Source organism: Cellulomonas sp. APG4, from assembly GCF_009996735.1.
Lineage (GTDB): Bacteria > Actinomycetota > Actinomycetes > Actinomycetales > Cellulomonadaceae > Actinotalea.
The window spans coordinates 41,850-62,039 of sequence record NZ_JAACYI010000011.1 but is presented as its reverse complement, the minus strand read 5'-3'; the positions used below and the strand labels follow the sequence as shown (position 1 = coordinate 62,039).

Sequence of the window (20,190 nt, the reverse complement as noted above, 5' to 3'; positions counted from 1 at the left end):
CGTTGCGGTCTCGGACGTGGTGGGGACGGGGGCCATTGTGACCCGGACAACAGTATTGTAACGTTTCACTGCACCCCGTCGACAAGCACCACAGCACATCTCCACGCTGGGAATGCGCTTACCCACGGGTCCGACCCGCACCACCGGGCGGCCACTGAGCAAGGAGGCTCACAGATGCAGCGACGTACCTTCACGGGCGTGGGGGTCGCGGCCGCGACCGCCCTCGTCCTCACCGCCTGCTCGAGCGGGGCGGACGGCCCCGACAGCGGGGGCGGCGGCTCGTCGTCGGACGAGGAGGTCACTCTCACCATGACGTGGTGGGGCAACGACGACCGTGCGTCCCGCTACGAGGAGGCCATCGACCTCTTCGAGGAGCAGCACCCGAACATCACGGTGCAGCCCACGTTCCAGGACTGGGACGGCTACTGGACGGCGCGCTCGACCGAGGCAGCGGGACGCTCGCTGCCCGACGTCATGCAGTTCGACCTGTCCTACCTGCGCGAGTACTCCGAGAACGGCCACCTGCTCGACCTGTCGCCGTACGTCGGCGAGCAGATCGACCTGAGCGGGTTCGACGAGGCCCTCGTCGAGTCGGGGGTGATCGACGGGGCGCAGATCGGGATCCCGACGAGCACCAACACGCTGGCCCTCTTCTACAACCCGGGCCTGCTCGAGCAGACGGGTGTCGAGGCGCCGGCCGAGGACTACGACTGGCAGGACTTCAACGCGTTCGTCGCCCAGGTCTCCGAGGCGGGCGCGACGGCCGAGAACGGCGAGCCGATCCACGGCAGCGCCGACTACACCTCGACCTTCTGGTTCTTCCTGCAGTGGCTCGTGCAGCAGGGCATCCAGCCCTTCGAGGACGACGGTTCGTTCGGCTTCACCGAGGACGACATGCGTGAGTTCCTCGAGCTGGGCGCCGACCTGCGCGAGGCGGGGCACTTCTACCCGATCGATCGCCAGGTCCAGCTGCTCCCGCTGGGCGGCTTCACGGTCAACGAGGCCGCGGCCGAGTTCAGCTGGGACAACTTCCTGGCCGGCTACGTGGCGGACTCGGGCACCGAGGACATCCAGATGATGCCCATGCCCACGGGCCCTGACGGCGAGAAGGCGATGTTCTTCAAGCCGTCGATGCTGCTCGCGGCCGGCGCGAACACCGAGCACCCCGAGGCAGCGGCGACGCTGATCGACTTCCTGCTCACCGAGCCCGAGGTGGGCCGCATCTTCGGCACCTCCAAGGGCGTGCCCGCGGACGAGGCCCAGCGCGAGGCGATGGAGCTCGAGGAGGGCTCGATCGACGCCCGCGTGGTCGCGTACGAGGAGGAGGTCGCCGAGCACGTGACCCAGCCCGTGCCCATCCCGGTCAAGGGCTTCGGCTCGATCGAGGCGGAGTTCAAGCGCCTGGGCGAGGAGCTCAACTACGGGACCATCACCATCGACGAGTTCGTGTCGTCGTGGTTCTCCGAGGCCCAGCTCGCGACCCAGTGACCGCTCCACTCGACTGACGGGACCTTCCGTGGCACTCACCACCACGGTGACCCGCACGGGTGGCTCCGCCGTCCCGCCGTCCGCCGCACGTCGGCGGCGGCGGGCGGCGGAGACCCGGGCCGGGTACACCTTCCTGACGCCCTGGCTGATCGGCTTCTTCGGCCTCACGGCCGGGCCGATGCTCGCCTCCCTCTACCTCGCGTTCACCGACTACAACCTCTTCGCCCCGCCCGAGCTCGTGGGGTTCGACAACTTCCGGATGCTCTTCGAGGACCCGCGCTTCCTCCAGTCCGCCAAGGTGACCGGGACGTACGTGCTCCTGGGCACGCCGATCAAGCTGGTCGCCGCGCTCGCGGTCGCGATGCTGCTCAACAACAGCCGCCGCGGGCAGGGCCTGTACCGATCGGTCTTCTACGCGCCGTCCCTCATCGGCGCGAGCGTGTCGATCGCGATCGTCTGGAAGGCGATGTTCATCGACCGCGGCGTGGTGGACCGGATCGGCCAGGGGATCGGGATCGACTGGGGCGGCTGGGTGGGCGACCCGGGCAAGACCATGCCGATGTTCATCCTGCTCACCGTGTGGCAGTTCGGGGCCCCGATGGTGATCTTCCTCGCGGGGCTCAAGCAGGTGCCGACCGAGCTCTACGAGGCGGCGGCGGTGGACGGCGCCGGCCCGGTGCGCAAGTTCTTCCGGATCACGCTGCCCATGCTCTCGCCCGTGATCTTCTTCAATCTGCTGCTCGAGACCATCCACTCGTTCCAGATCTTCGCCTCGGCGTTCATCATCTCGGACGGCACGGGCGGGCCCGCGGGCTCGACGCTCTTCTACACGCTCTACCTGTACATGCGCGGCTTCCAGGACTTCCGCATGGGCTACGCCTCGGCGATGGCCTGGGTGCTCGTGGTCGTCGTCGGGCTCCTCACGCTGCTGTTCTTCCGCAGCTCGCGGTTCTGGGTCCACTACAGCGGGGAGGCGAAGTGAGCATCGACCACGCCGTCGTCGGCACGGCCGGCGGCCTGCAGGCCGAGCCCGGCCCCGGGCTGCCCTCCCACGAGCAGAGTCGCGCGCTGCGGCGCCGGACGCGCACCAGGTCACGCGCGGGCTCGGTGCTCTTCCACACCTTCGTGCTCGCCGTGACCGCGGTGATCCTCTACCCGGCGCTGTGGATGCTGATGTCGGCCTTCAAGCCGACGTCGGAGATCGTCGGCAACGTGAGCCTGTGGCCCGAGAGCCCGTCGTTCGCGAACTTCGCGACGGCGCTCGACGGCATCGGCGGCGTGTCCTTCTGGACGTTCGTCTGGAACTCGACGCTGCTCGCCGCGGGGTCCGTGATCGGCATCGTGCTGTCGGCGTCGGTGAGCGCCTACGCGTTCGCGCGCATCGACTTCCCGGGCCGCAAGGTGTGGTTCGCGCTGATGATCGCGACCCTCCTGCTGCCCTTCCACGTGGTGATCATCCCGCAGTACATCGTCTTCAACAGCCTCGGTCTGGTGAACACCTACGTGCCGCTGCTGCTGGGCAAGTTCCTCGCGGCCGAGGCGTTCTTCGTGTTCCTCATGGTGCAGTTCATGCGCAACCTGCCGCGTGAGCTCGACGAGGCCGCGCGCATCGACGGCGCGGGGCACCTGCGGATCTTCACCGCGATCATGCTGCCGCTGATGAAGCCCGCGATCGTCACGTCGTCGATCTTCGCGTTCATCTGGAGCTGGAACGACTTCTTCGGGCCGCTGCTCTACCTCAAGAGCCCGGACCTGTACCCGCTGCCGATCGCCCTGCGCATCTTCGTGGACCAGACCTCGACCTCGGACTACGGCGCGCAGATCGCCATGGCCGTGCTGGCCCTGGTCCCGGTGCTGCTGTTCTTCCTGGTGTTCCAGCGCTACCTGGTGGCGGGCGTCGCGACGCAGGGGCTCAAGGGATGAGCGCGACGACGGCGTGGACCGGACGCGGGGCCGGGACGCATGCGGACGACGACGTCGTGCCCGCGCAGCCTGCGCCACGACGCGGTGCAGCAGTCGGTCTGCTCGCGGAGGTGCTGCTCAGCGGGGCGGTGCTCGCGGTGGCCAGCATCCCGGTCGTGACGGCGGTGCCCGCGCTCGCCGCCGGTGCGGGGCACCTGCGCGCGCACCTCGCCGGCGAGACAGACTCGATCGGCGGGCTGCTCCGGCGGCTCGTCACCGCGCTGCGCGGCTTGTGGGCCGTGGGCCTTGCGGTGCCTGCACTGCTGCTCGTCCTCGCGTTCGACGCGTGGCTCGCCGCGACCGGCGCACTGCCGGGCGGGCCCGTGGTCTCGGGCGTGTGCGCCCTGGTCGCCGTGGCGGCCGTCGTGGTGCCGCTGCGGCTCGCGGGCACGTGGCGGCCGGGCGTCGCCGCGCGCAGTGCGATCGGAGAAGCGGTGCGGGCGTGCCTGCGCGACCCCGTCGGCACGGTGCTGCTCGCGGCCGCCGTCGGCGTGGTGGCGGTGGTGGTCTGGATGCTCGTGCCGCTCGTGCTCATCGCCCCCGGGCTGCTCGCGCTCGCGGCGCTCGGCGTCGAGGAGCGCAGGGCCCGGCTCGCCGACGCCGCCCGCTGACGAGAGGCTGGCCCGCAGCCCGTCCCACCGAGGAGGACCATGACGCACGCCCCGAACCCCGCCCGAGACCGCCGTCGGACCGTCGTCGTCGGCACCGGCGCGATCGCGGGTGCCCACGCGGGTGCCGTCGCCGCGCACGCCGACCGTGCCGTGGTGACGCACGCCGTCGACCTCGACGCCGAGCGTGCGCGTGCCTTCGCCGAGAAGCACGGCATCGCGGCGTGGGGCACCGACCTCGCCGAGGTGCTGGCAGGCCGCCCGGACCTCGCGCACGTGTGCACCCCGCCGGGCAGCCACCTGCCGCTCGCGGTCCAGTGCCTCGAGGCGGGCGTCCCGGTGCTGCTCGAGAAGCCGCCCGCGCTGAGCCTCGCCGAGGTGGATCAGCTGATCGCCGCGTCGGAGCGCACCGGGGTGCCCGTCGCGGTGGTCTTCCAGCACCGGTTCGGCGGGGCCGGCCGCCTCGCACGGCGGCTGCTCGCCGAGGGGGCCGACGGCTCGGGGATCGGCCGGGCGCACGTCGCGGTGTGCGACACGCTCTGGTTCCGGCCCGAGCCGTACTTCGCGGTGCCGTGGCGTGGGCTCTGGGAGGTCGAGGGTGGCGGCCCGACGCTCGGCCACGGCATCCACCAGTTCGACCTGCTGCTCGCGCTGCTCGGCCCGTGGCAGCAGGTCAGCGCGATGGCCGCGCGGCAGGCCCGGACCACCGACACCGAGGACGTCTCGGCCGCCGTGCTGCGCTTCGAGCGCGGCACGATCGCCACGATGATGAACTCGCTGCTGTCCCCGCGCGAGACCTCGACGATCCGCGTCGACGCCGACCACGCGACGCTCGAGCTCGAGCACCTCTACGGCTACGGCGACGACGCCTGGCGCTTCACGCCGGCCCCGGGGCACGAGGGGCTCGCCGACGTCTGGGCCGGCGGGCTCGACGGCGCCCCGAGCGGGCACTCCGCGCAGCTCGGCGTGCTGCTCGACGCACTCGACACGGGCTCGCCCCTCCCGGTGCCGCTGGCCGAGGCGCGCGACACGATGGAGCTCGTGGCCGCCGTCTACGCCTCGGCGTTCACGGGCCGACCCGTCGAGCGCGGCGAGATCGGTCCGGGGCATCCGTTCTACACACGCAACGACGGCGACGGCGCCCCCTGGCCCCCGCTCAAGCCCTGACGCGGGGCCGGGCCGGGCGCGTGCGGTGCCGAGCCAGGTCGGAGCGCTCAAGATGCGCGTTCCCGGCCCGCGCGGGACGCTTCGGGGGAGCACGAGCCAGGAGTGACCATGATGAGCACCGCCGACGCCGTCGCCCCGGGCGAGGACGCCCCGCAGGACGACGCCCCCCAGCAGCCCGCGCACACCGATGCGCCCGATGCGCTTGCGGCAGACACCAGCGGCGCCGAGCCCGACGGCGCCGCGCCCATCTACGAGTCCGTGGTCGCCGAGCTGGGAGACCCGAGCACGCCACCCTCCTGAGCCCACGCCCCGACCGGCAGAGCCGGCGGGGGTGTGTCGCGGTCGCACAGCAGGCGCTCGTCCTCGACGCGCAGCAGCGCCGCCTGGATCGACGAGCGCCGCTCGTCGGGAGTCTCCATGGGGCCCGGCGTGACCTCGCCGTCGACGTAGGTCTCGGTGCGCCCGGGGTGCGTGAAGTAGACGACCATCGCCTCGTCCTCGGTCAGCGGCACGACGTCGGCGTGCAGGCCGATCGCGCCGTCGTCGGGCCGGGGCCCCGGCGCGTCCAGCACGAGCCCCGCGCGTTCCCACGTGGTCATGTCGCGTGAGCGGTGCACCGCCTGGCCTCGCCACTCGTCGGTGAGCATCCAGTGCCACCCGCCGACGGTGAACACGTTCGGCCCCTCGTGCGGGCGCCCCTCGACCGCGGGCCCGACGACGTGCCACGCGTGCAGGTCGGGACTGTCGGCCGCCCAGGTGGTCGAGTCGCGCGCCTCGTCCTTGAACCACATGCGCCACACGTCGCCGTCGGGCGTGGGCGCGGGCAGGCGCGCGACGCACGCGTCGATCACGCGGTCGCTGCTGAGCGGGACGCGGCCGACGCGCGTCCAGCGGACCAGGTCGGTGCTCACGTGGTGCTCGACGTGGCGTTCGTGGCCGGCCCAGCGGGTCGGCACACCCTGGATGACCGAGACGAACATGTGCCAGCCGTCGTCCGCGCGCACCACTTCGGGAGCCCACCACGTGTCGCGGCCCCAGCCGTCCCCCAGCGCGAGCGTGCCGCGGTAGGTGAACGTGACGCCGTCCTCGCTCACCGCGACGCCGATGTCCGTGCCGTGCACCCACGCGACCCCGAGCGCAGGGTCCTGCGCGCGGCGCTGGGTGTAGAAGAGCCACCACGTCCCGTCGTCGTGCCGCACGAGGGTCGGGTCTGTGGCGCCGTCGTGGATCGGGTCGCGGAACAGCGGCGCCGGGAGCGTCCGGACCGAGGCGGCGGCCGTCACGCGCGTGTGCTCGAGGAGGCGCGCACCACGAGCTCGGGCTGGAAGACCACCTGCTCGGCCGGGGCGTCGTCGGGCCCGGTCGCGCGCAGCAGCAGGTCGGCCGCGACGCTGCCGAGGCGGCGCATGGGCTGGCGCACCGAGGTGAGGGGAGTGGTGAGCATCTCGGCGAAGCTCACGTCGTCGTAGCCCACCACCGCCACGTCGCGCGGGATGTCGAGGCCGTGCGTCCAGCGCAGCACGCGCATCGCGCCCATGGCCGTGAGGTCGTTGACGCAGAACAGGGCCGTGGGCGGGGCGGGGAGCTCGGCGAGCAGCCGCTCGACCCCCTGCTCGCCCCCCGTCGCGTTGAGGGACGGGACCACGACCTCGTGCAGGGCCTCGTCGGGGTCCAGGCCCGCGTCGGCGAGTGCGCGCACGGCCCCCGCACGGCGGTCGACGCACTGCTTGATCGTGTCGGGCCCGTTGAGGAACGCGATGCGACGGTGGCCCTGCTCGAGCAGGTGGGCCACGGCCATGGCGGCGCCCGCGACGTCGTCGACAGCGACGGACGAGACGTCCGGGTCGGGGGAGGTCCGGTCGAGGAGCACGATCTCGAGACCGCGCCCGCGCAGCTCGAGCAGGTGCTCGAGGTCCTGGCTCGCGGGCGTCACGAGCACGCCGAGCACCCCGTGCTCCTCGAAGAGGCGCAGGTAGCGGGCCTCGCGCTCCGGGTCCTCGTCCGAGCTCGCGAGCATGAGGGTGTGGTCGTCCTGCGCGAGGCGGTCCTCGATGCCGCGGGCCACCTCGGTGAAGAACGGGTTGCCGATGTCGAGCAGGATCGCGCCCACCGTGGTCAGCGTGCCCGCCCGCAGCTGCCGTGCACGTCCGTTGGGGACGAACGCGAGCTCCTCGATCGCGTCGAGGACGCGCTGGCGCGTGCCCGGGGCCACCCGCTCGGGGCGGTTGAGCACGTTGGACACCGTGCCGAGCGAGACGCCGGCCTGACGCGCGACGTCGGCGATGCTCGCGCGGTGCGTGCCGCGCCTGGCGTCCGACCTCACGCGTGTCCCTCCGTCCGGTACGGGCGGGACGGGCCGCCCTGCCTCGGCACCATCATGCCCGGTGAACCGATTCACGAGGCGCGGTGCGTGCGGGCCGGGCGGGTTGACCGGGGGTGAAAGCCGTGGCTAGAGTTCCTTGAAACGTTTCAGCGTCGAGACGACCCAGCGCCTCGCTCGGCCGGGTCGCGCAGCACTCAGCACACACGAAGGGCCGCCAGGTGAGCACCGGGACGACGTCGTCGCAGCAGGCGCGCAGGGAGGCGGCCCTGGCCGCGCTCGCGGCGCAGACCATCGAGCTGCCCAGCTGGGCGTTCGGCAACTCCGGCACGCGCTTCAAGGTCTTCGCGCAGCAGGGCGTGCCGCGCGACCCGTTCGAGAAGATCGCCGACGCCGCCCAGGTGCACCGGTTCACCGGTGTCGCCCCGCGGGTCTCGCTGCACATCCCGTGGGACCTCGTGGACGACTTCGGCGCCCTCGCCGCGCACGCCACCGAGCACGGGGTGCGCATCGGGGCGATCAACTCGAACGTCTTCCAGGACGACGACTACATGCTCGGCTCGCTCACCCACCCCGATGCGCGGGTGCGGGCCAAGGCCGTGGCGCACCACGTGCAGTGCATCGACGTCATGCGCGCCACCGGGTCGACCGACCTCAAGATCTGGCTGCCCGACGGCCTCAACTACCCCGGCCAGGACGACCTGCGTGCGCGCCAGGACCGGCTCGCCGAGGGGCTCGCGGAGATCTACGCCGCGCTCGACCCGGCCCACCGGATCCTGCTCGAGTACAAGTTCTTCGAGCCCGCCTTCTACGCGACCGACGTCCCGGACTGGGGCACCTCGCTGCTGCACTGCCTCGCCCTGGGCGAGCGAGCGACCGTCGTCCTCGACACGGGCCACCACGCACCCGGCACCAACATCGAGTTCATCGTCGCGCAGCTGCTGCGCCAGGGGCGGCTGGGTGCGTTCGACTTCAACTCGCGCTTCTACGCCGACGACGACCTGATGGTGGGCGCGGCGGACCCGTTCCAGCTGTTCCGGATCATGCACGAGATCGTGGGTGCCGACGCCCTGCGGCCGGACTCGGGCGTCAACTTCATGCTCGACCAGTGCCACAACATCGAGCCCAAGATCCCGGGGCAGATCCGCTCGGTGATGAACGTCCAGGAGGCCACGGCCAAGGCGCTGCTCGTGGACCGGGACGCCCTGGCGGCGGCCCAGCAGGCGGGCGACGTGCTGGGCGCGAACGGCGTGCTCATGGACGCCTACAACACCGACGTGCGGCCGCTGCTCGCCGAGCTGCGCGCGTCGCACGGGCTGGACCCCGACCCGATGCGCGCCTACGCGGCGTCGGGCTGGGCCGAGACGATCGTGGCCGAGCGCGTGGGTGGCGCGCAGGCCGGATGGGGAGCCTGAGCCGATGACCAACCCTGCCGTCACCGAGCTGATCGCGCGGTCCAACCTGCTGGGCGCAGACCCGCGCACCACGAACTACGCCGGGGGCAACACCTCGGCCAAGGGCACCGAGACCGATCCGGTGACCGGGCAGCCGGTCGAGCTGCTGTGGGTCAAGGGCTCGGGTGGCGACCTCGGCACGCTCACCGAGAAGAACCTCGCGGTGCTGCGCCTGGACCGGCTGCGCGCCCTCGTGGACGTGTACCCGGGCGTGGACCGCGAGGACGAGATGGTCGCGGCCTTCGACTACTGCCTGCACGGCAAGGGCGGCGCCGCGCCGTCGATCGACACCGCGATGCACGGGCTCGTGGACGCCGCGCACGTGGACCACCTGCACCCCGATTCGGGGATCGCGCTCGCGACCGCGGCCGACGGCGAGGCCCTCACGCGTGAGGTGTTCGGCGACCGCGTGGTCTGGGTGCCGTGGCGACGTCCGGGTTTCCAGCTCGGCCTCGACATCGCGGCGATCAAGGCGGCGAACCCGCAGGCGATCGGCTGCGTGCTGGGCGGGCACGGCATCACGGCGTGGGGTGACACGAGCCAGGAGGCGCAGGAGCGCTCGCTCGAGATCGTCCGCACCGCCGAGGAGTTCATCGCGGGGCGCACCGCGGAGCTCGCGGCGCGCGGGGCGCACCCCTTCGGCGCCGTCGTGCCCGGACGCGAGCCGCTGCCCGAGGCCGCGCGCCGCGCCCGCGCCGCGGCGCTCGCCCCCGTGATCCGCGGCCTCGCGAGCACCGACCGTCCGCAGGTGGGGCACTGGACCGACGACGACGTCGTGCTCGACCTGCTGGCGCGCGAGCAGCTCGAGCGCCTCGCGGCCCTCGGGACCTCGTGCCCCGACCACTTCCTGCGCACCAAGGTGAAGCCCCTGGTGGTCGACCTTCCCGCGGATGCGCCCGTCGAGGACGTCGTCGCGCGGCTCGGCGAGCTGCACGCGGCCTACCGGGCCGACTACGCGGCCTACTACGAGCGGCACGCGACGCCGGGCAGCCCGCCGATGCGCGGCGCGGACCCGCTGATCGTGCTCGTGCCCGGCGTCGGCATGTTCAGCTTCGGCAAGGACAAGCAGACCGCGCGCGTGGCCGGCGAGTTCTACGTCAACGCGATCAACGTGATGCGCGGGGCCGAGGCGATCAGCACCTACGCGCCGATCGACGAGGCCGAGAAGTTCCGCATCGAGTACTGGGCCCTCGAGGAGGCCAAGCTCCGGCGCATGCCGGCGCCCAAGGCCCTCGCGACGCGGGTCGCGCTCGTCACGGGTGCGGGCTCGGGCATCGGCCGCGCGATCGCCGAACGCCTCGCGGCCGAGGGTGCGTGCGTCGTGGTCGCGGACCTGAACCTCGAGGGTGCGCAGGAGGTCGCGGACGCGCTCGGCGGCCCCGACCGCGCGATCGCCGTCCGCGCGGACGTCACCTCGGAGGACGACGTGCGCGCCATGGTCGACGCCGCCGCGCTCGCGTTCGGCGGGGTGGACCTGGTGGTCAACAACGCCGGGCTGTCGATCTCCAAGCCGCTGCTCGAGACCACGGCGCAGGACTGGGACCTCCAGCACGACGTCATGGCGCGCGGCTCGTTCCTCGTGGCGCGCGAGGCGGCCCGGGCGATGATCGCGCAGGGCATGGGCGGCGACGTCGTCTACATCGCGTCCAAGAACTCGCTGTTCGCGGGGCCCAACAACATCGCGTACTCCGCGACCAAGGCCGACCAGGCGCACCAGGTGCGGCTGCTCGCGGCCGAGCTCGGCGCGCACGGCATCCGCGTCAACGGGGTCAACCCCGACGGCGTGGTCCGCGGCTCGGGCATCTTCGCGGGCGGCTGGGGTGCGCAGCGCGCCGCGACCTACGGCGTCCCGGAGGAGAAGCTGGGCGAGTACTACGCGCAGCGCACGCTCCTGAAGAGGGAGGTGCTGCCCGAGCACGTCGCGGCCGCGGTCTTCGCGCTCACGGGCCCGGACCTCGTGCAGACCACGGGCCTGCACGTCCCGGTCGACTCGGGCGTCGCCGCCGCCTTCCTCCGCTGATGCCCACGCGGCGCGGCGTGTTCGCGGCCGTCGACCTGGGGGCCTCGAGCGGGCGCGTGATCGTCGGGGTGGTCACGGGTGAGCCGGGCGCCGAGGGGATCGAGCTGCACGAGGTGCACCGGTTCCCGAACCGGCCGGTCACGCTGCCGACGGCGCGCGGCTCGCGGCTGCACTGGGACGTCGTCGGGCTGTACCGCGGGGTGCTCGACGGGCTCCGGGCCGCGGTGCGCGCGCACGGACGGCTCGACGGCGTGGGCATCGACTCGTGGGCCGTGGACGTCGGGATGCTCGACGCCGACGGAGCGCTGCTGGGCACCCCGGTGCACTACCGCGACGCGCGCACCGACGGCGTGCCCGCTCGCGCGTTCGCGACGGTGCCCGCCGACGAGCTCTACGCGCGCACCGGCCTGCAGGTGCAGTCGTTCAACACCGTGTTCCAGCTGATCGCCGCGGCCGACGACGCCCAGACCGCTCACGCCCGCACGATGCTGCCGGTCCCGGACCTGATCGCGTACTGGCTCACCGGTCGGCTGGGTGCCGAGGTCACCAACGCCTCGACCACGGGCCTGCTCGACGCCCGCACGCGCGCGTGGGCCACGGACCTCGCGGACCGCCTCGCGATCGACACCGGTCTGCTGCCGCCCCTGCGTGAGCCGGGCACGGTGATCGGCGACGTGCGCGACGACGTGCTGACGGAGATCGGCCACGACGGCCCGCTGCCCGTGATCGCCGTCGGCTCGCACGACACGGCGTCGGCCGTGGTCGGTGTGCCGCTCGCGTCCCCCCGGGCCGCGTACGTCGCGACCGGGACGTGGTCGCTCGTCGGGCTCGAGCTCGACGAGCCCGTGCTCACCGAGGCGAGCCGGGCCGCGAACTTCACCAACGAGCTGGGCGTCGACGGCACCGTGCGCTACCTGCGCAACGTCACTGGGCTGTGGGTGCTCCAGGAGTCGCTACGCACGTGGGAGGCCGCCGACGGCGTCGCACCGGACCTGACCGCCCTGCTCGCCGAGGCCGCGGCCCTTCCCGCGCTGACGACCGTGGTGGACGTGGACGACGACGCCTTCGTCCCGCCGGGCGACATGCCCGCACGGATCGCCGACGCCGCGCGACGCACGGGGCAGCCCGAGCCCGCCTCGCGCGCCGCCGTCGTGCGCTGCGTCGTGGACTCGCTCGCGCTCGCGCACCGGCGTGCACTGCGGCAGGCGGCCGAGCTCTCGGGGCGCGAGGTCGACGTCGTGCATCTCGTGGGTGGGGGCGCGCGCAACGCGCTGCTGTGCCGCATGACCGCGCAGGCGGTGGGCGTCCCGGTGCTCGCCGGCCCGGTCGAGTCCGCAGCCCTCGGGAACCTCCTCGTCCAGGCCCGCGCCGCCGGCGTGCTCGACGGTGACCTGGCGGCGTTGCGGTCCGTCGGAGCCCGCGGGGCCGATCTCGAGCGCTACGAGCCGGACGGGCCGGGCGCCGTCGGCGAGGCCGGGTGGCGCGCGGCGGAGCACCTGCTCGGGGGCTGAGCCCGTCCGCTCAGCGGTCGGTCAGCGGGCGACCGTGAGCGACGGTCGGCTCGGATCCGTCGACGCGGGGAACTCGGGTGCCGGGCCGCCGGTGAAGCAGCGGCACGGGCCGTCGCGGTGCACGTACCGGGTCGAGGGGCGTGCGGCGCACGGGACCACGATCTCGGGGGCGGTGGGCGGCACGAGGGCGAGACCCGTGCGGGCCTCGGGCTCGGTCACCGTCATCGCGGACATGCCATCCCATCGGCTGGGGACGGCGGCCGTGTGAGCGTTCACGTGGGTGATCCTGCCCACGTCGGGGTCGCCGTGGTGGGCGGCGCGCCGAGAACCACCCATGTCCGCCCATGGCGGACACGCTGGACCGGGGCCGATGCCGCCGACAGGCTCGGGGGATGGAGATCCTCGTGCTCGGCGGGTCCGGGTTCCTCAGCGGCGCGGTGGTGGAGGCCGCCGTCGGGCGCGGGCACCGGGTCGCGACGGTGACCCGCACCGGGACGCCGGCCGTGCCCGGCGTCACCGTGCTGCACGCCGACCGCGACGACGCGGGTGCCCTGGGTGCCGTGCTCGCCGGTCGGCCCGTACCGGACGCCGTCGTCGACTGCTGCGGCTTCACCGTCGCCGGTGCCCGCGCAGCCGCGGCAGCGCTCGCGGACGTGCCGCGGTACGTCTACGTGAGCTCGATCAGCGCGTACGCGGGCTGGCCGCCCGGGCCCGTGCCCGACGAGTCGGCCCCCACCTTCGGGCCGGACGCCGACACCGCCGAGTACGGGCCGATGAAGGCCGAGAGCGAGCGCGTGCTCACCGCGGCGTTCGGCGAGCGCGTGCTGCACGCGCGGGCCGGGCTGATCGTCGGCCCGGGGGACCGGACCCGTCGCCTCACCACCTGGCTGCACCGCTTCGCGACCGATGACGTGGTCGTGGTGCCGGAGGCCGCCGACCTCCCGATCGCCGTGGTCGACGTGCGCGACCTGGCGTCGTGGCTGGTCACGTTGGCGGAGGAGACGTGGTCGGGGCCGGTCAACGCGACCGGACCCGAGGGCATGACGACCTTCGGCGGGCTGCTCGAGGCGTGCCACGACGCCGTCGTCCGCACCGAGGGACGTGCCGGCGCGCTGCGTCCCGTGCCCGACGATGTGCTGCTCGCGGCCGGGGTCGAGCCGTGGCGCGACCTCCCGTTCTGGCTGCCCGACGACGTCGCGCGCACGGCTTGGCAGGTGGGGACGGCCCGCGCACGCGAGCTCGGCCTGCCGACCCGCCCGATCGACGAGACGGTCACGGCGACATGGGCGTGGCAGCGCGAGGCAGGCCTCGACCACCCTGAGCCGCCGTCCGCGCTCGCACGGGTCGCCGACGTGCCTCGCTAGGCTCCCGGCGTGAGGGACCTGAGCGCGGACGCCGTCGTCGACGCCGAGGGCCGAGCCGTGCTGGCCGGGCGTGACTACGCGGACGAGACCTTTCCCACGCTCCTGCCCGGCGCGCCGAGCCGCCCGTGGACGATCGAGCGCACGACGTTTGAGCGGTGCCGCACCGAGAGCGGATTCTTCATCGACGCGTGGGCGACGCTGCGTGACGTCACCTTCGTGGACCTCGACTGCGGGGACGCGCTGCACGTGAGCGCGGGGGCCACGCTCGAGGGCGTGACGCTCGTGGGGCACCGGCCACGCATGCTGTGGATCAGACCGGACGGCGGCCCGGTCGCGGCCCGGCCGCCCGTGCTGGACCTCACGCGGTTCGAGGGCGAGGTCAGCATCACAGGGGTGCCGACGGGCGGCATCGTCCTCGACGACGCACGCCAGGTGCGCGTTCGCCGCGCGCTCCTCGACGAGGTGGACTGGGCCGGGCTCGGCCTCGCGCGCACGAGCTACTGGCGGCTGATGGCGCGCAAGGTCCAGGCCGACGGCTCCGACGACGGCGTGTTCTCGCTCCCGAGGCCGGGGACGCCGAGTCACGAGCGTGCCGTCGCGGATCGGGCCGTGCTGGCCGCCCACGATCACCTCGAGCCCGCACCCGCGTAGGCCGGGCCCCGCGCGCCGACGGCGGGCCCCGTGAGGCGCCGCAGCGGCCCACCCGAGCGGGGCGGGCCGCTGCGACGAGCGGGTCAGCGCAGCCAGCTGTTGCCGACGATCCGGCCCCAGATCTTCCCGGCACCCCACGTGTCGCCCGAGAGGGTCACCGCGGCGATGATCAGCAGCAGCGCCTCGTGCCAGTGCGACTCGACGATCGGGTTGTTGCCGCCCAGGGCGAGCGGGAACTCGGCGAGGTACATGAAGAGCATGAGCAGCGTGCCGGTGACCGCCGCGATGCGCAGCCCGGCGCCGGCGATCAGCGCGACGCCGATGCCGAGCAGGCCGACCATGAACAGGACGTCTCCGAACGGGTTGGCGAACACCTGGAAGGCGTCGTGGAACGGGCCCTCGATGCCCTTGATGAACCCCTGCGCCGGCGTGCCGCCGTTGATCCACGCGCGCTCGGTGGGCGTCGCGTAGCCGAGGCCGAAGGTCTTGTCGATGAAGGCCCAGAAGAACGTGAAGCCGATGACGATGCGGGCGACGGCCAGCACCCTGCGCGCGAACGCGCTCGTGACGACCTGCTCCTGGTAGACCACCGGGACGGCGTGGCCCTTGCTCGGGGTGGTGCTCGTGCTGTGCGTCGTTGCCATGATGGGACCTCCCCCAGGATGTGCCGCGACGGGTTCGCTTCCCGCGCGGAGGGCCCGTTCGAGCCCTGGTTCCAGAGTCCGCGCCGGGGCCGCCGCGCGAATGAGTCTTAAGTCCGGCGGACGTAGGGCCTATTCGGCTGTCTGAGGCGACGGTGGCAGGACTCGGCCGCGCGCCTCAGTGGTGGTGGCTGCGACGACCGAGCGTCTGCACCGGACCTGCGCCCGGCCGGGTCCACTGCGGCGTGGGGCGGGACGACTCGGCCCAGCCCGCGACGCCGTCGTGGTCGGTGCGCCAGTACCAGCACGGCGGGTGGCCCTCGGGCCAGCCGTCGGGGACGTCCTGCCACGACTCGCGGCGTCCGTAGGGCGTCATGTCGAGCAGGGCGAACGCGGGACTCGTCACCTCGTTGCCGCGGCCCGTCGTCGCGTACGTGAGGAAGGCGCGGTCGCCGTCGCGCAGGAAGCACGTGAGCGTGCCCATCTCGCCACCCACGGGCTCGTCGAGTCCCCGCACCGAGTACCAGGGCTGCGTGTACCCCATGAAGTCGAGGTACGGCGCGACCTCGTCCCAGGGCCCTTCGGTGAGGACGGCGAACGAGACGCCGGCCACGTTGAGGTAGGCGGCGTCGCGCAGGTGCCAGGCCGTCGTCGTGCAGCCCTCGCACTGCCCCTGGTGCGGCGCGCCGTCGTGCCACATGTGCTTGTAGACCAGCAGCTCGTCGCGGCCCTCGAACAGGTCGAGGAAGGGCACGGAGCCGTGGGCGCCCACCACCTCGACGCGCGGGTCGAGCTCGACCATCGGCAGCCGGCGGCGCTCGGCGGCCAGAGCGTCGCCCGCTCGGGTGTGTGCCTTCTCGCGCACCAGGAGCTCGTCGCGCGCGGCCTGCCACGTGGCGTGGTCGACCACGGGGGGTCGGCCCCGGTGGGCGGGCTGGGTGTCGTCGCGGGTCGTGCTCATGGGTCCCTCCGTCGTCTCGCGGGATCACCTGTGGTGGTGCCCTCACCACCACAGACCCGTCGGCGCGCCGGAAGTCATCGCCCTGCGCGCACGCCGTCCGGAGGCTCGTGGCGGACGCCGCCGCGGAGGGCCTACAGGTCGTCGATCGGGGGGTGCCCGGACTGCCAGGCGAGCTCGGTGTCCTTCATGAACCGCGTGGGCCACACGGCGTCGGTCGCCGCCCGGTCGATGTCGTAGAAGGCGAAGAGGTCCTCGACGAGGGAATCGACCTGCTCCTGCGACGGCGCGGCGAGGAGCGTGTCGAGGCGGTCCGTCAGGTCCGCCGGCCGGTGGTCGACGCCCTCGGTCACCCGCAGCAGCCACTTGTGGAAAGGGTAGAGCGTCGCGTTCGCGTTGAGCACGAGCCGGCACGCGAACAGCACGACCTTGCTCAGCGCGAGCGCCTCGAGGTAGCGGCTGTCCTTCTCGACGGACTGGCTGAAGTACCAGCGCCAGGCGAGCAGCTGTGCGGCGAACCGTTCGGTGCGCTCGGCCTGCTGCTCGATCGGGTAGCGCGTGATCTCGGCGAGCACCGCCCACCCCGGCCGTCGTGGCCGTCACTCACTTCTCCCGCCGAGTTCGCACCCGCGCACCGAGTTCGCACCGTCGGCCGTGCGACCTCGGTGCGGCAGTGCGAACTCGCGGGGGTGGGGTGGGGGAGAGCGAACGGCTCGCCGGGGTCAGGCGGCGAGGGCGACCTCGGGGACCTCGGGGGTCGTGGCGCCGTCGAGGGGACCGGGCTCGCTCGTCGTCGGGAGCGCGGCGGCGCGGCGCGCGCGCCTCAGCACGACGATCGTCATGAGCAGGATCGGGACGTTGACCACGACGGGCGCACCCACCCAGAACGAGCCGATGAGCACGCCGTAGGCGGCCCACAGCACGTTGCCGATCAGCGAGATCACCTGGGTGCTCACCGCCAGCCCCGTGAGCGACGCCGGGGCGCGCCGCGCGCGCCAGACGCGCAGGCCCTGGGGCACCCAGAGGATGAACGAGGTGAGGGAGGCGAGCAGGCCGAGGATCTCGGTGAGCGCGTGCATGGGTGCTCCGGGCGGTGGGGCGCGCGGGCGCCCCGGACGGACCCGGGATCGCCGGGTGCAGGTGGAACGGTGGGGGTGGTACTGCGGGTGGGTACTGCGGGAAGGCAGGGCACAGCGAGGGGGAACGGCGGGGGTGCCGCGTCGCGTCGTCGGCGACCGCGGCACCCACATCTTCGGCCACGCGTGGCCCCAGGTTGATCAGCCGCCCGGGTGACGTGCGTCACGCAGGGGCTGGCCGCGAAATACGGTCTTGACCTGGGGCTTCGTCCCGTCAACGGCGTGTCAAGGCTCGGTCAGTCGTGGGCCAGGTGGCGGCGCAGCAGCGCCGAGAGCCGGGTCCGCTCGACGCACCTGTCGAAGGCGAACGAGCGCGCGAGCTCGGCCGCGCCGTCGGCGTCGAGGCCGCGGAAGGTGGCGGCGAACTCGTCGACGAGCGGCTCCGCGAGCAGGATGTGCCGCACCAGCACGTTGAGCCACGGCTTGGCGCCCCACGGGTAGGGGTCGAAGTCCGGGAACTCGGTCGCGAGCAGCTGCTCGACCGGCTCGAGCACGTGGCGCGTGTGAGCCTCCGAGCCGCCCCACGAGTCGGCGCCCAGGCGCTCCTTCTTCTCGAGCGCCGGCCGGATGCGCTCGAGGTAGGGGCTCGCGGGGTCGACGGTGACGAGTCCCTGCGCCCCGATGTCCTTGTAGGTCCACAGGCTCCAGCTCGCGCCGTGCCGCCGGTAGACGTCGAGCTGGTCGTCGAGAAGCCGGTACGCGCCCTCGACGCGCTCGGCGTCGCCCACGTACGTCGGCCCGAACTCGCCCACCCACACCGGTGTCCCCGTGCGTCGCATCACCTCGGTGCGGGCCAGGTAGGTCTGCTCGACGACGGCGGCGTCGAAGTGCTTGCCACGCGTCTCGCCCGGGTAGCGGCTCGGGTTCGCGATGCCCGGCAACGCGTAGTCGTGCGCTGTCCAGACGGCGTTGTCGAACGGCCGGTCGAACATCGAGAAGTCGGTCGAGTACCGGTTCCCGTCGAGGAACAGCACGTGGCGTGGGTCGATGCGCCGGATCGCGGCCTCGAGGCGGGTGTAGAACGGGCCGATCACCTCGCCCGTGTGGTCGGAGGGCTCGTTGAGGGGGTTGTAGCCGGCCACGGCGGGCTCGTCGCGGTACCTGTCGGCGATCGCCTCCCACAGGTGGACCACGCGGTCCTGGAAGTGCGGGTGGCGCCAGAACGACGCCCAGCCGTTCGGGTTGTCGCTGTGCCAGTGCTGGTTCTGCCAGCCGGGTGCCGCGTGCAGGTCGAGGATCGCGTAGATCCCGTGCGCGGCGAGCGTGCGCACCACGCGGTCGAGGTGCCGGAACCCCTCCTCCTTGATCACGAACGGGGCGTCGTCGTCCTCGAGGTGGAAGTAGCTGAACGGCACGCGGACGGCGTTGACGCCGAGCGACGCGAGATGGGCGGCGTCGGCGTCCGCGAAGAACTCGGTCAGGAAGGTCTCGAAGAACGCCTCGTAGGCCTCGTCGCCCAGCACGCGGCGGGTCGCGCGCCGCATCTGCGACTCGGTCGCGGGGTGGCCGGTGATGAAGTTCTCCATCGTCATCCAGCCGCCGAGGCCGACGCCGCGCAGCAGCACGGTGCGGCCTGCCTCGTCCACGAGCCGGTCGCCGTCGACGCGGATCCAGTCCATCGGTCCTCCTGGGCTCGGCGCAGCGCTGCGCCGTCGAGTGTGGCCGGTGCTTCCCGCGTCGGCCATGCGAGTGCGAGTGGTAACCGGTTACCAGAGAGCCTAGGCAGGGCGGGTGAGGCGTGTCCAGGCCGCGTGCCGCACGCGCCGTCGGGCCCACGGCGGTGGGATAGTGACCGGCACCGGAGCCTGAGCGGTCCCGCGCCGGGCGGGCCCGGGCCGTCCGGACGAGGAGGCTCGCGTGCCCGTCACGATGCGCGACGTCGCCCGGGTCGCGGGGGTCTCGGTCAAGACCGTCTCCAATGTCGTCAACGACTTCGCGCACGTCAGCCCCACGACGCGCGAGCGTGTGCGGGCGGCGATCGACGAGCTCGGGTACCAGATGAACTTCACCGCCCGCAGCCTGAGCCTGGGGCGCACCGGGATGATCACGCTCGCGGTGCCCGAGCTGCGCCTGCCGTACTTCGCCGAGCTCTCCGACGCCGTGATCGACGCCGCGGGTGCGCAGGGCTACACCGTGCTGATCGAGCAGACCGGCGGCAGCCGCGATCGCGAGCTCGAGGTCCTCACGAGCGCGCGCCGACGCATGACCGACGGGCTGATCCTCTCGCCGCTCGGCCTGCGCGCGGGTGACGCCCCTGTGCTCGAGGTCGACTTCCCGATGGTGCTGCTCGGTGAGCGCGCGCTGCACGGGCGCGTGCCGCACGTCGCGATGGCCAACGTCGACGGGGCGCGCGCCGCGACAGAGCACCTGCTCGGTCTGGGCCGGCGCAGGCTCGCGCTCATCGGCACCTTCGACCGCGAGGGCGTGGGTGCGGGGGCGCTGCGCACGCGCGGGTTCCTCGAGGCCCTCGAGGGTGCGGGCCTCGAGCACGACCCGCACCGTACGGGCGAGGCGCTCGCGTGGACGCGCGCGACGGGCGCGGAGGCCATGCGTGCGGTGCTCGACCGCGGGCTCGAGGTGGACGGCGTGGTCGCGCTCAACGACGTGCTCGCGCTCGGCGCGATGAGCGTGCTGCACGACCGCGGCCTGCGCGTGCCGGACGACGTCGCGGTCACGGGTTTCGACGACATCGAGGAGGGGCGCTTCACGCGGCCGAGCCTCACGACCGTGGACCCGGACCGTGAGCTCATCGCGCGGACGGCGGTCGACCTGCTGGTCGACCGGCTGCGCAACGGCCCTGTTCCCGCCGACCAGCCGGCACCCGAGGTGGTCGCCGACTGCGTGCTCCGCGTCCGCGCGTCCTCGACTCGCCCCGGCTGAGGCAACTCCGTCCGCTGGCCGGCCCGATCG

Annotated in this window: 20 protein-coding genes; 12 read left to right on the top strand and 8 right to left on the bottom strand. The window is 73.1% G+C overall.

Going from position 1 to position 20,190, the window contains the following annotated elements:
* Positions 1-174 precede the first annotated feature (174 nt).
* The 6 genes from GXB85_RS09825 to GXB85_RS09800 all read left to right on the top strand — a co-directional run bounded on the left by GXB85_RS09825 (position 175) and on the right by GXB85_RS09800 (position 5,525).
* The gene (locus GXB85_RS09825; RefSeq protein ID WP_161917470.1) at positions 175-1,488 is read left to right on the top strand and encodes an ABC transporter substrate-binding protein; all 1,314 of its coding nucleotides are present in this window, start codon (positions 175-177) and stop codon (positions 1,486-1,488) included.
* A 46-nt stretch (positions 1,489-1,534) separates the two neighbouring features.
* On the top strand, positions 1,535-2,470 hold the full coding sequence (locus tag GXB85_RS09820; protein WP_370524149.1) for a carbohydrate ABC transporter permease: 936 nt from the start codon (positions 1,535-1,537) through the stop codon (positions 2,468-2,470).
* A 59-nt stretch (positions 2,471-2,529) separates the two neighbouring features.
* Positions 2,530-3,411: a carbohydrate ABC transporter permease gene (locus GXB85_RS09815; RefSeq protein WP_370524148.1), complete on the top strand. Its 882-nt coding sequence runs from the start codon at positions 2,530-2,532 to the stop codon at positions 3,409-3,411.
* A complete protein-coding gene (locus GXB85_RS09810) occupies positions 3,408-4,061 on the top strand; it encodes a hypothetical protein (protein WP_161917468.1) in 654 nt (217 codons plus the stop codon). Before GXB85_RS09815 ends, GXB85_RS09810 begins: the two co-directional genes overlap by 4 nt.
* A gap of 39 nt (positions 4,062-4,100) precedes the next feature.
* Entirely contained in the window at positions 4,101-5,225 is a 1,125-nt protein-coding gene (locus GXB85_RS09805) for a Gfo/Idh/MocA family protein (protein WP_161917467.1), read from the top strand.
* 108 nt (positions 5,226-5,333) lie between these two features.
* Positions 5,334-5,525, top strand: coding sequence for a hypothetical protein (locus tag GXB85_RS09800; protein ID WP_161917466.1), 192 nt, complete (start codon positions 5,334-5,336; stop codon positions 5,523-5,525).
* Here the strand turns inward: GXB85_RS09800 and GXB85_RS09795 are convergent.
* Both GXB85_RS09795 and GXB85_RS09790 read right to left on the bottom strand, forming a co-directional pair.
* On the bottom strand, positions 5,474-6,508 hold the full coding sequence (locus GXB85_RS09795) for a hypothetical protein (RefSeq protein ID WP_202627795.1): 1,035 nt from the start codon (positions 6,506-6,508) through the stop codon (positions 5,474-5,476). The two genes, GXB85_RS09800 and GXB85_RS09795, sit on opposite strands and share 52 nt — an antisense overlap.
* Complete coding sequence (locus GXB85_RS09790; protein ID WP_161917465.1) at positions 6,505-7,548, bottom strand: LacI family DNA-binding transcriptional regulator; 1,044 nt, start codon at positions 7,546-7,548, stop codon at positions 6,505-6,507. The genes GXB85_RS09795 and GXB85_RS09790 overlap by 4 nt, the downstream gene beginning before the upstream one ends.
* Positions 7,549-7,766: 218 nt before the next feature.
* Here GXB85_RS09790 and rhaI point away from each other — a divergent pair, with 218 nt between their 5' ends.
* Genes rhaI through GXB85_RS09775 form a run of 3 tightly spaced genes read left to right on the top strand, consistent with a single transcriptional unit; the run spans position 7,767 to position 12,530 of the window.
* Positions 7,767-8,960 carry an L-rhamnose isomerase gene (gene rhaI / locus GXB85_RS09785; protein WP_370524132.1) on the top strand — a complete coding sequence of 398 codons (1,194 nt, stop codon included), beginning with the start codon at positions 7,767-7,769 and terminating at the stop codon, positions 8,958-8,960.
* Between the two features lie 4 nt (positions 8,961-8,964).
* Entirely contained in the window at positions 8,965-11,019 is a 2,055-nt protein-coding gene (locus GXB85_RS09780; protein ID WP_161917464.1) for a bifunctional aldolase/short-chain dehydrogenase, read from the top strand.
* Entirely contained in the window at positions 11,019-12,530 is a 1,512-nt protein-coding gene (locus GXB85_RS09775) for a rhamnulokinase family protein (RefSeq protein WP_161917463.1), read from the top strand. Before GXB85_RS09780 ends, GXB85_RS09775 begins: the two co-directional genes overlap by 1 nt.
* Before the next feature lie 21 nt (positions 12,531-12,551).
* Here GXB85_RS09775 and GXB85_RS09770 read toward each other — a convergent pair whose 3' ends face one another.
* Positions 12,552-12,806, bottom strand: coding sequence for a hypothetical protein (locus tag GXB85_RS09770; protein ID WP_161917462.1), 255 nt, complete (start codon positions 12,804-12,806; stop codon positions 12,552-12,554).
* Positions 12,807-12,922: 116 nt separating this feature from the next.
* Between GXB85_RS09770 and GXB85_RS09765 the strand changes: the two genes are divergently transcribed.
* Both GXB85_RS09765 and GXB85_RS09760 read left to right on the top strand, forming a co-directional pair.
* The gene (locus GXB85_RS09765) at positions 12,923-13,894 is read left to right on the top strand and encodes an NAD-dependent epimerase/dehydratase family protein (protein ID WP_161917461.1); all 972 of its coding nucleotides are present in this window, start codon (positions 12,923-12,925) and stop codon (positions 13,892-13,894) included.
* Between the two features lie 9 nt (positions 13,895-13,903).
* Entirely contained in the window at positions 13,904-14,545 is a 642-nt protein-coding gene (locus GXB85_RS09760) for a hypothetical protein (RefSeq protein ID WP_161917460.1), read from the top strand.
* An 83-nt stretch (positions 14,546-14,628) separates the two neighbouring features.
* On the opposite strand, the gene GXB85_RS09755 is transcribed toward GXB85_RS09760, so the two are convergent.
* The 5 genes from GXB85_RS09755 to GXB85_RS09735 form a co-directional block, all read right to left on the bottom strand.
* Positions 14,629-15,189, bottom strand: a complete 561-nt coding sequence (locus GXB85_RS09755) for a DoxX family protein (RefSeq protein WP_202627794.1) — start codon at positions 15,187-15,189, stop codon at positions 14,629-14,631.
* Between the two features lie 175 nt (positions 15,190-15,364).
* Complete coding sequence (locus GXB85_RS09750; protein ID WP_161917459.1) at positions 15,365-16,147, bottom strand: DUF899 family protein; 783 nt, start codon at positions 16,145-16,147, stop codon at positions 15,365-15,367.
* A 131-nt stretch (positions 16,148-16,278) separates the two neighbouring features.
* Complete coding sequence (locus GXB85_RS09745) at positions 16,279-16,719, bottom strand: hypothetical protein (RefSeq protein WP_161917458.1); 441 nt, start codon at positions 16,717-16,719, stop codon at positions 16,279-16,281.
* A gap of 147 nt (positions 16,720-16,866) precedes the next feature.
* On the bottom strand, positions 16,867-17,223 hold the full coding sequence (locus GXB85_RS09740) for a PQ-loop repeat-containing protein (protein ID WP_161917457.1): 357 nt from the start codon (positions 17,221-17,223) through the stop codon (positions 16,867-16,869).
* A gap of 293 nt (positions 17,224-17,516) precedes the next feature.
* Positions 17,517-18,899, bottom strand: a complete 1,383-nt coding sequence (locus GXB85_RS09735) for a glycoside hydrolase family 5 protein (protein WP_161917456.1) — start codon at positions 18,897-18,899, stop codon at positions 17,517-17,519.
* Between the two features lie 238 nt (positions 18,900-19,137).
* On the opposite strand from GXB85_RS09735, the gene GXB85_RS09730 reads away from it, so the two are divergent.
* On the top strand, positions 19,138-20,160 hold the full coding sequence (locus tag GXB85_RS09730) for a LacI family DNA-binding transcriptional regulator (RefSeq protein ID WP_370524131.1): 1,023 nt from the start codon (positions 19,138-19,140) through the stop codon (positions 20,158-20,160).
* Positions 20,161-20,190 lie beyond the last annotated feature (30 nt).